This is a genomic window from Noviherbaspirillum sp. (genome assembly GCF_035944575.1).
Lineage (GTDB): Bacteria > Pseudomonadota > Gammaproteobacteria > Burkholderiales > Burkholderiaceae_D > Noviherbaspirillum.
The window spans coordinates 1-11,376 of sequence record NZ_DASZBA010000044.1; the positions used below are offsets into that span (position 1 = coordinate 1).

The window sequence follows — 11,376 nt, forward strand, 5'->3', positions numbered from 1 at the left end:
ACTTGACCGACTCGGTCAACTCGATGGCAGGCAACCTGACCGGCCAGGTGCGAAACATTGCGGACGTAACCACCGCGGTGGCGAACGGCGACCTGTCGAAGAAAATCACCGTGGACGTCAAAGGCGAGATCCTTGAGCTGAAGAACACCATCAACGTCATGGTGGACCAATTGTCCTCATTTGCATCGGAAGTAACGCGGGTGGCGCGGGAAGTGGGCACGGAAGGAAAACTGGGAGGTCAGGCATATGTGCCCGGCGTGGGTGGTACGTGGAAAGACCTCACCGATAACGTGAACTTCATGGCGTCCAATCTCACCGGCCAGGTTCGAAACATCGCGGCGGTGACGACGGCGGTTGCCCGGGGCGATCTGTCGAAGAAGATTACCGTGGACGTCAAAGGGGAAATTCTCGAACTGAAAGACACCATCAACGTGATGGTGGACCAGCTTTCCTCCTTTGCTTCGGAAGTAACGCGGGTGGCGCGGGAAGTGGGTACCGAGGGCAAGCTGGGCGGGCAGGCGAACGTGCCGGGCGTCGCGGGTACCTGGAAGGACTTGACCGACTCGGTCAATTCGATGGCGGGTAACCTGACGGCGCAGGTACGAAACATCGCGGATGTGACGACCGCCGTAGCAACCGGCGACCTGTCCAAGAAGATTACCGTGGACGTCAAAGGCGAGATCTTTGAGTTGAAGAACACCATCAACGTGATGGTGGACCAGTTGAACTCCTTCGCTTCCGAGGTGACGCGCGTTGCCCGTGAAGTCGGTACCGAAGGAAAATTGGGCGGACAGGCGCAGGTGAAGGGCGTGGGCGGTACCTGGAAGGACTTGACCGACAACGTGAACTTCATGGCCTCCAACCTCACGGGGCAGGTGCGTAACATCGCGGAGGTGACCACGGCGGTGGCGCGTGGGGACCTGTCCAAGAAGATTACCGTGGACGTCAAGGGTGAGATCCTTGAACTGAAGAACACCATCAACGTCATGGTGGACCAGCTCTCTTCCTTTGCGTCGGAAGTGACCCGTGTAGCGCGGGAGGTCGGCACGGAAGGCAAGCTGGGCGGCCAGGCAAACGTGCTGGGCGTCGCGGGTACCTGGAAGGACTTGACCGACTCGGTCAACTCGATGGCAGGCAACCTGACCGGCCAGGTGCGAAACATTGCGGACGTGACGACCGCGGTGGCGAACGGCGACCTGTCGAAGAAGATCACGGTGGACGTCAAAGGCGAGATCCTTGAACTGAAAAACACCATCAACGTCATGGTGGACCAGTTGCGCTCCTTCGCGTCGGAGGTGACGCGGGTTGCGCGTGAGGTCGGTACCGAAGGCCGGCTCGGCGGTCAGGCAAACGTGCCCGGTGCATCCGGTACATGGAAGGACCTCACCGACAACGTGAACTTCATGGCGTCCAATCTGACCGGTCAGGTGCGTAACATTGCCGCGGTGACGACGGCGGTTGCACGTGGCGACTTGTCCAAGAAAATTACCGTGGACGTGAAGGGCGAGATCCTGGAGTTGAAGGACACGATCAACGTCATGGTGGACCAGCTCTCCTCCTTTGCTTCAGAGGTGACACGGGTGGCTCGTGAAGTGGGTACGGAAGGCAAGCTCGGCGGCCAGGCGCAGGTGGAAGGTGCGGCGGGTACATGGAAGGACCTGACCGACAACGTGAACTTCATGGCGGCGAACCTGACCGCGCAGGTGCGCGGTATCGCCGGCGTGGTGACGGCGGTGGCGAAAGGCGACCTGAAGAAGCGGCTCACCGTGGCGGCGCGCGGCGAAATCGCGACGCTGGCCAATACCATCAACGAGATGATCGACACGCTGGCGGTGTTCGCCGACCAGGCGACGACCGTGGCCCGCGAGGTGGGCGTGGAAGGAAAGCTCGGCGGACAGGCATCGGTGCCGGGTGCGTCGGGCACCTGGAAAGACCTGACCGAAAACGTCAACCAGCTGGCGGCGAACCTCACCAACCAGGTGCGGGCGATTGCGGAGGTGGCGACGGCGGTGACGCGCGGCGACCTGTCGCGGTCGATCCAGGTGGAGGCCCGCGGGGAGGTGTCCTACCTGAAGGACAACATCAACGAGATGATCCGCAACCTGAAGGAAACCACGCAGAAGAATGCGCAGCAGGACTGGCTGAAAACCAACCTGGCGCGCTTTACCCGCCTGCTGCAGGGCCAGCGCGACCTCGAAGCGGTGACGGCGCTGATCCTGTCGGAGCTGGCTCCGCTGGTATCCGCCCACCACGGCGTGTTCTACATGATGGACTCCACCGAGGCCGATGCGCGCCTGCAACTGATTGCCAGCTACGGCTACCGGTCGAGCAATAACCTTGCACGCTCCTTCCGTCCGGGCGAAGGTCTGGTCGGCCAATGCGCACGCGAGAAGCAGCGCATCTGGCTCACCGATGTGCCGCGCGACTACATCGTCGTATCGTCCGGGCTGGGCGCCGCGCCGCCGACCAACATCGTAGTGCTGCCTATCCTGTTCGAGCAACAGGTCAAGGCGGTGATCGAGATCGCGTCGCTCGACCGCTTCACCGAAACCCACCTGTCCTTCCTCGATCAGCTGATGGAATCGATCGGCGTGGTTCTCCACACGATCGAAGCGAACAGCCGTACCGAATCGCTGCTGACCCAGTCGCAGTCGCTGGCGCAGGAGCTGCAGCAGACCAACCTGGAACTGGCGGAAAAGGCGCGCCTGCTGTCCGACCAGAACATCGAAGTGGAACGCAAGAACCGCGAGGTGGAGCAGGCGAAGCTGGCGCTGGAGGAAAAGGCGACCCAGCTCACCCTGTCGTCGAAGTACAAGTCCGAGTTCCTTGCCAACATGTCGCATGAGCTGCGCACGCCGCTGAACAGCCTGCTGATCCTGGCGCAGCAGCTCTCCGACAACCCCGAGCAGAACCTTTCCTCCACGCAGGTGGAATTCGCCAAGACGATCTACGGCTCCGGCAGCGACCTGCTGACACTCATCAACGACATTCTCGACTTGTCGAAGATCGAGTCCGGAACCGTCACGCTGGAGGTCAGCGAGTACAAGTTCCAGACGCTGCGCGGCTATGTCGAACGCACGTTCCGCCACATGGCGGAGGCGAAGTCCATCACCTTCTCGGTGGAACTGGCGGAAAACCTTCCGCCATCGATGATGACCGACACCACGCGTCTGCAGCAGATCCTGAAGAACCTGCTGTCGAATGCCTTCAAGTTCACCCCCAACGGCAAGGTGGACCTGCGCATCGGCCTGGCCGACAGCGGCTGGACCATCGACCATCCGAACCTGGCGCACGCCGATGCGGTGCTTGCGTTCTCGGTGACGGACACCGGCGTGGGTATCGCGTCGGACAAGCTGCAACTGATCTTTGAAGCATTCCAGCAGGCCGACGGCAGCACGGCGCGCAAGTACGGCGGCACCGGCCTCGGTCTGTCGATCAGCCGCGAACTTGCCCGCCTCCTGTCCGGCGAGATTCGGGTCGAAAGCGAACTCGGTGTCGGCAGTACCTTTACCCTGTACCTGCCGTATAGCAGCGAAGGATTCGTCAATACCGACTTCCCCTGCCAGCTCAATCCGCAGACGCCTGTCATCAAGGCCAATGTCGTGTACGCGAGCGAGCGCAAGGCCTTGCCGTATGTCGCGGAGGAGGAAGCCACCCGTGCCGCCGAGCAACCCGAGGAGGAAAACCTTGACGAGGAAGTGTCGGAACTGGCCTTCGATGACCGCGCGCTGGTTGCGCCGGGCGATCCGGCCGTGCTGATCGTCGAAGATGATCAGCGCTTCGCCAAGTCGCTGCTCGATCATGCCCGCGAACAGAACTTCAAAGGCATCGTGACCATGCAGGCGGATTCGGCGCTTACGCTGACACGGGATTATTTGCCGACGGCGATTCTGCTGGACATCGACCAGCCTGACATGGATGGCCTGGCAGTGCTGGACCGGCTCAAGCGCGATCCCGCGACACGCCATATCCCTGTGCATGTCATGTCGGAGCAGAAAGAGCGTGAGCGAGCATTGCGCCAGGGCGCGATTTCCTTTCTCGACAAGCCGGTCAGCGCAGCCCGCATGCAGGAGGAGTTCAACCGTATCCAGGATTTCGTGAACGGCGGCAAGCGCAACCTGCTTATCGTCGAGGACGATCCGGTGCAGCGCGAGGCAGTCATCGCACTGGTAGGCCATGAAGACGTGCGCATCAAGGCGGCGGGAACAGGCAAGGAAGCGCTCGACCTGCTGAAGAAAATGCGATTCGACTGCATGATCCTGGACTTGACGCTGCCTGATATCGACGGCTTCGATCTGCTCGACCGCATCGGCGCCGACGACAGCCTTCGAGATCTGCCGATCGTGGTCAACACTGCCGCGGAACTGGACAAGGAACAGGTCATGCGGCTGCAGCGGATTGCCAAGACGGTGGTGATGAAGGATGCGCGTTCACCGGAACGTCTGGTCGCTGAAACCGCCCTCTTCCTGCATCGCTCGCACGCCAGCCTGTCCGAGGTTCAGCGCCGCATGCTGGATGAAGTTAACGCATCGGATGCCGGCCTCGCGGGACGCAAGGTGCTCGTGGTGGACGATGACCTGCGCAACATCTTCGCGCTCAGTTCGGTTCTGGAGCGGCATGAAATGAAGGTGCTGTACGCGGAAAACGGCCGCGATGGCATCGAGGTGCTGCAGTCGGATCCGGAGATCGAAATCGTGCTGATGGACATCATGATGCCGGAGATGGATGGTTACGACACGATGCGCGCCATCCGCCGTATCCCGCGCTTCAAGTCGCTGCCCATCATCACCCTCACCGCCAAGGCGATGAAGGGCGACCGCGACAAGTGCATCGCCGCCGGCGCATCGGATTACATCACCAAGCCGGTCGATGTGGCGCAGCTGCTGTCGCTGATGCGGGTATGGGTCCAAAAGTAAGCAACCATTCCCGGTAGGCGAAACGGCCCGCATTCAAGCGGGCCGTTTTTGTATGCGACAATTTCGCCTCCCCGTTTTGAGGCACTCAGCGATAAGACCATGGACATCACCATTTACCACAACCCGAACTGCGGCACCTCGCGCAACACCCTCGCACTGATCCGCAACACCGGCGTCGAGCCGCGGATTGTCGATTACCTCGGCAATCCGCCTACCCGCGAACAGCTCAAGGAAATGATCGCCAAAGCCGGACTGACGGTACGGCAGGCGATTCGTGAAAAAGCGGCGCCTTATGCCGAACTCGGGCTCGACAATCAGGATCTGTCCGACGATGCGCTGCTGGACGCAATGCTTGCGCACCCGATCCTGATCAACCGGCCGTTCGTCATTACGCCCCACGGAGTGCGCCTGTGCCGGCCTTCTGAGCTGGTATTGGAGATATTGCCGCTGCCGCAACGCGGCGCATTCAACAAGGAAGATGGCGAACCGGTGATCGATGCCGCCGGCAAGCGTATCGGCGCATAAACCGGGCGCGATCAGGCCTCTGCCCGCTGAAGGCCTGCCTTCCCGGCTTTCTTGGCGTCGAGCATACGCATGTCGGCAACTTTCATCAGGGCATCGATATCCGAGCCGTCGGCGGGAAATCCCGCGACACCGATGGACGCGCCGACCTGAACGGACAATCCGCCCCCGGTATCGACCGGCATCTCTACAACCTGCCTCAGTTTTTCGCACACCGCATCGATAGCTCTCTGGTTGTCGATACCGTGCAGGTACACCACGAATTCATCACCGCCGAAGCGTGCGACGTCGTCGTACGCGCGCAATGTGCCCTTCAGGCGGCGAGTGATTTCAATCAGGACCTTGTCGCCGGCATCATGGCCATGCTCATCATTGACCTGCTTGAAACGGTCGAGATCGACGAACAGCAAGGTGAACTTGAGCGAATTCCGGTCGGCGGCATTTCGCTGCCGGAAGTCGATCTGCGCAATCAGCGACTCGCGGTTCAGTACACCGGTCAGCTTGTCGGTGCGCAGATTCCGCTCCATTTCCTGGAAGCTTTTGGCAAGCTGTCCGATTTCATCGCCGCGCTGGATGTTCAAAGGCTCCAGCGGCTCGCCCTGCCCGATGCTTTGCGCCGCACGGGTCAGCTTGCGGATATCGCGCAGCACCCATTGAAGCAGCGAGAAGCCAAGAATGAGCACCATGAAAACGGCAACCATGCCGATCGCCAGGCTTTCGAACAGCACGCCCGCCACGTTGCCGATGAAGTCCGAGCGCGGCACGGCGACGATGGTGATCCATTCCAGGCCGGCGGGATCACGCAGGAGCGTGGCACCGACCTGGATCTTGCCCTCCTCGCCGTCGAATGCGCGCGACAGCGGGCGCTCGAACGATACGCCGCTTTGCTGCCAGCGGATGACATTGGCATAGGTCTGGCGCAACAGGGGCGACTCGCTCTGCTCCGCCGTCAGGCGTACCAGTGCCTTGTCCTGCAGGCGATAAAGCTTTTCATTGGTTGACGTGGCGATGACGGCGCCGGATCGCTCCACGATGAACGCAATGCCATTGCGGCTGATCGTGAGCGATCGAAAGAAGTCGGTCAGTTGCTTGAGCGACAGGTCGGTAGCCGCCACACCGATCAGCGTTTTTTCACCGTTAGCCCCGATGCTGGCATACACCGGCTTGGTGAGCGTGAAGGTGGGTTCCAGCGTTGTAAAGTCCGTATACACCGCTGACCAGCTTTCCTTGCCGTTGGCAACCGCATTCTTGAACCATGGGCGCGACCGGGCGTCATAATTGTCTGAGCGCACAATGCCAAGCCGCCGACCCGGTGCAGATACGCTGTAGACATTTCTCGGCATGCCGCCGCGTTCCTGAATCCGCAGTTCGATGCGGTCGGGCCGGCGGTTGACGCCGACGAACCGGCCATCGGCACCGGCAAAATAGACGTAATCGTTCGTGGTAGGGAAGAAGCCGGTCGCAACCCACATGCGCTGTTCCAGCCTGGACAGGTCGTCGTCGAACTCGAGCGCAGTGAAACTGTGTTCGGATGGTGAATAGACCGGGTCCGGCGCAACAGCGTGCAGGGCCACCCGTGCGCCCTGCAGGTAACGCTCTGTCGCCTGGTTGACCCGCTCAACCATGCTGAGCAATACCTCTCTGGAAAACTCTCTTCCTGCGCTTTCGCCGGAACGGTGGGATGCCCAGTAGATCACACCCGCAAGACACAGGACAAGAATGACGAACGGGACGACCAACACTCGCTGCAACGTGGAATTGGCAAGACCGGTTCGAAGGGTTGGCATGATCGAATCAATGTACCGCAAAGATTTCCATATATCAACATACGATCCGGTATATGACGCCATAACGAAACGTGCCGGATGCATGGAAGCACCGGTGTTATGATCCCAAGCTGACACAATAGAGCTTCCACATCGATTGCACCGTGCTGCTCTGCGTGGTGCGCCAGGTAAGCCACAAAAGGAACTTGCGCAATGAACGACCCGCTTCAACCACCCGCCGGCCCCTCGACACAGGACCGCTCCTCGACCGGTGTGCCGGGACTGGACGACATTCTCGGCGGCGGCCTAACGACACACAGGCTATATCTGGTCGAAGGAACACCCGGCACCGGCAAGACCACGCTGGCGCTGCAGTTCCTGCTCGAAGGCGCACGCCAGGGTGAAAAAGGCCTGTACGTAACCCTTTCCGAAACACCGACCGAGTTGCGCTCCGTTGCGGCTACACATGGATGGTCGCTCGATAAAATCGAACTGTTCGAGCTGGTTAATGACGCCGGCCTCGATCCGGATTCCGAGCAATCCATTCTTCATCCTTCCGAAATCGAACTCGGCGAAACCACCAAGGCGGTCATCCGGCAAATCGACACGCTGGCACCGTCCCGCATCGTATTCGACAGCCTGTCGGAAATGCGCCTGCTCGCACAGGACCCACTGCGATACCGGCGGCAAATCCTCGCGCTGAAGCATTTTTTCTCGACACGGCGCTGCACCGTGCTGATGCTGGACGATAAAACCTCCGAGCCGGGCGACCAGCAGTTGCACAGCATCGCCCATGGCGTCATCAGCCTGGACCAGAAAGCGGAGGAGTTCGGCGCGGAGCGCCGCAAGCTTCGCGTCGTCAAGATGCGCGGCATAAAGTTCATCGGCGGCTTCCATGACTTTGTGCTTGCAACAGGCGGAATACGCGTATTTCCGCGCCTCGTTGCGGCCGGCCAGCATCGCGAATTCTCGGCCGTCGCCCGTTCGACCGGCGTCCCGGGACTAGACCGGATTCTCGGCGGCGGCCTGGTGCCGGGAACCAATACACTTCTGATGGGTCCGTCAGGCGTCGGCAAGACGACCACCGCGATGCGGTGCTTGCTGGCTGCGCTGGAACGCGGAGAGCGCGCCGTCTATTTCCTCTTCGACGAAGGCATGGCTACTTTCCTTACCCGCGGCATCGCACTCGGCATGGATCTTCGGCCCTATATCGAAAATGGTCTGTTGAAGGTGCACCAGATCGATCCGGCGGAACGGTCGCCAGGCGAATTCGCCAGCCTGATTCATGAAGCCGTCGGCCAGGATCGCGTCAATATCGTTGCGATCGACAGCTTGAACGCCTATCTGCAGGCAATGCCCGGCGAACGTTTTCTTCTGCTCCAGATGCACGAGTTGCTGACGTATCTGAACCAGCAAGGTGTCACCACGCTGCTTGTACTGGGCCAGCATGGACTGGTAGGAGAAATACGGTCCGACGTCGATCTCAGTTACCTGAGCGATTCGATTCTCGCCTTCCGCTTCTTCGAAGCCAAGGGAAAAATTCTCACTGCCATCTCCACGATCAAGAGCCGGACAAGCAACCATGAACGAACGATCCGCGAATTCCGCCTGACTGCCAACGGACTGGAGATCGGCGAACCGCTGCAGAATTTCGAGGGCATTCTGACCGGCCTGCCGACCTATCATGGCGCGACCGGAATGCTTGGATCGGACGGCTGAACGCATGACACCGGACATCTCGCATATCCAGGAACGCGTTCTCGTCCTGGCGCCAAAGGGACGTGACGCGCAGGTGATCGAACGAGTGCTCGGGCTCGACGGCTTCCGCTGCCATATCTGTGCAAGCCATGAAATATTCACCGCAGAACTAAACGCAGGCGCCGGCGCGGCGCTGGTGTCGGAAGAGGCGTTGATCGGCGTCGACCTTGCCCCGCTTGCGGCCTGGCTGCAAGCTCAGGAGCTCTGGTCCGATTTTCCGTTCGTGCTGCTGGTATCGAAACAGCAAGGTCCGCGCCGTGGCGCGGCATTCAGATTGATGGAACAGCTCAGCAACGTGATCCTGCTGGAACGTCCGGTCAATGCCGAGACGCTCTGCAAGGCAGCCTCGTCCGCACTGCGCGCACGCAAGCGCCAGTACCACGCGCGCAGCGAACTTGAGCAGCGGACCCGTGCCGAAGAGCGCCTTCGCATGGCACTCGAAGCGGGACGCCTCGGTTCGTGGGAATTCGACATGCAGACGCAGAAGCTGGTCGCTTCGGACATCTGCAAGGCGCATTTCGGCGTGTCGCCCTCGGTGCCGTTCAGCTACGCCGATATCGTCGGCGCGGTCCATCCGGACGACCGTCATCTCCATGCCAACATCGTCGAAGCGGCGCTTGCGCAGGGCACGGACTTCGACATGGAGTGCCGCGTCATGTGGCCGGACGGTTCCGTGCGCTGGCTGCAGATGCGCGGCAGAGCCATCCCCGGACCGGACGGCGCACCGGCATTCATGTCCGGGCTGACACTCGATATCACCACCCGCATCGAGGACAACGCCAAGTTGAAGGAAAGCCAGCGGGCACTCGGGCAGCTCAACGAAACGCTGGAAAGCCGGATACAGGAACGAACCGCCGAGCTTGCGCAGGTCAACGACCGCCTCATGAAGGAGATCGGCGAGCGCGAACGCACGCAGATGGCCTTGCTGCAGGCCCAGAAAATGGAAGCGGTCGGCCAGCTCACCGGCGGCATTGCGCATGATTTCAACAACCTGCTCAACGTCATCCTCGGCAATGTCGATCTGATCGATCGCCTTGCAACTGATGAACGCGTGAAGAAAATGGCCGGCACCATCCGCAAGGCGACCCAGCGCGGCGCCAAGCTGACAAGCCAGTTGCTGGCATTTTCCCGCAACCAGAACCTCGACCTGAAGCCGGTCGAACTGCCGACCGTGCTGGAAGGTGTCAAGGACATGCTTTCGGCATCGCTTGGTGCGGGGATCAAGATCGACTTCGATTGTCCGGCCCAGATGCCGCGGGCGCTGGCTGACTTCAACCAGCTCGAACTGGCTGTCCTGAATCTCGCCATCAATGCCAAGGATGCCATGCCGAATGGCGGCACCCTGGCGATACGCGCCGATGTACGCACCGCCGAAGGCGGACTGCTGCCACCGGGACAATATGCCGTGGTGTCCGTCAGCGACACCGGAACCGGCATTAGTCCGGACATCCTGAGCAAGGTATTCGACCCGTTCTTCACCACCAAGGCGGTCGGAAAAGGAACCGGCCTCGGATTGAGCCAGGTATATGGCATCGCAAGACAGTCGGGCGGCATTGCGCGCATCGACAGCGAACTCGGGCGCGGAACGACGGTGGAAGTATGGCTGCCCCTGGAACCGGAACTGGCCGCGACGAACACCGCGCCGGCCTCGCCCGCCGGCATCCGCAGAGGCGAGCAGGCGCGCATCCTCGTCGTGGAAGACGATGCGGCGGTACGCCAGTTCATGGTCGATTCACTGGAAATACTGGGTTACCGCGTCACGCAGGCCGAAGATGGCTTCGCCGGATTGAAGCGCCTGGAAATGGACAACCCCGACTTGCTGATCGCCGATTTCCTGATGCCGGGCATGAACGGCGCCGAACTTGTCGCCAAGGCGCATGCGTTGCGTCCCGATCTGCCGGTGATCGTGGCCACCGGTTATTTCGACATGCAGGCCCTGGACAAGGTAATAGGCAGCAGTTTCATCCTCCGGAAACCATTCCAGCTCGGCGACCTGGCGACCAGCGTGCGCTACGCGCTTTCCGAACCCGCGCGCGCCGATGCCGTGCATCACCAACAGGCCCTGGGCGCGCCCCCCTGAAGTGTCCCGGACATTGGGAGAAAATAGTGATGGACTGTTAGTCGAAGATCAATATCGGAAACGTCGCTGACACTACACTTGCTGCATGAATGACGGTATCTCTACTCATGCCAACGAAATCCGAGCACTGGCAGAATCAACCTGCAATGTCGTCGATGCCATGCGCAAGATAATTCCCGGGATTTAGTGCTCCGTCGTTGCAAAATGGAAAGTTGTACCGATGCCGGTCTGCGGTTTCTTGCATCAAGGCATTTTCTTTTCAATCCATCGTCCGCCTTCAACCTCACTATTACCCCTAACCCGGTATCGAATGGCCAAGGATCTCCAATCAACG

General features: G+C 60.6%; 5 protein-coding genes. 4 read left to right on the forward strand and 1 reads right to left on the reverse strand.

The annotated features are described in order from the left end of the window. Positions 1 to 2: 2 nt before the first annotated feature. Complete coding sequence (locus VGU61_RS02715; RefSeq protein WP_326857565.1) at positions 3 to 4,916, forward strand: HAMP domain-containing protein; 4,914 nt, start codon at positions 3 to 5, stop codon at positions 4,914 to 4,916. A gap of 99 nt (positions 4,917 to 5,015) precedes the next feature. After that, complete coding sequence (gene arsC / locus VGU61_RS02720; protein ID WP_326857566.1) at positions 5,016 to 5,441, forward strand: arsenate reductase (glutaredoxin); 426 nt, start codon at positions 5,016 to 5,018, stop codon at positions 5,439 to 5,441. 11 nt (positions 5,442 to 5,452) lie between these two features. Here arsC and VGU61_RS02725 read toward each other — a convergent pair whose 3' ends face one another. Continuing rightward, positions 5,453 to 7,225, reverse strand: coding sequence for a diguanylate cyclase (locus VGU61_RS02725; protein ID WP_326857567.1), 1,773 nt, complete (start codon positions 7,223 to 7,225; stop codon positions 5,453 to 5,455). 192 nt (positions 7,226 to 7,417) lie between these two features. Between VGU61_RS02725 and VGU61_RS02730 the strand changes: the two genes are divergently transcribed. Together VGU61_RS02730 and VGU61_RS02735 are read left to right on the forward strand one after the other, a co-directional pair. Then, positions 7,418 to 8,923 carry an ATPase domain-containing protein gene (locus VGU61_RS02730; protein WP_326857568.1) on the forward strand — a complete coding sequence of 502 codons (1,506 nt, stop codon included), beginning with the start codon at positions 7,418 to 7,420 and terminating at the stop codon, positions 8,921 to 8,923. A gap of 4 nt (positions 8,924 to 8,927) precedes the next feature. Continuing rightward, the gene (locus tag VGU61_RS02735) at positions 8,928 to 11,042 is read left to right on the forward strand and encodes a hybrid sensor histidine kinase/response regulator (protein ID WP_326857569.1); all 2,115 of its coding nucleotides are present in this window, start codon (positions 8,928 to 8,930) and stop codon (positions 11,040 to 11,042) included. Positions 11,043 to 11,376 lie beyond the last annotated feature (334 nt).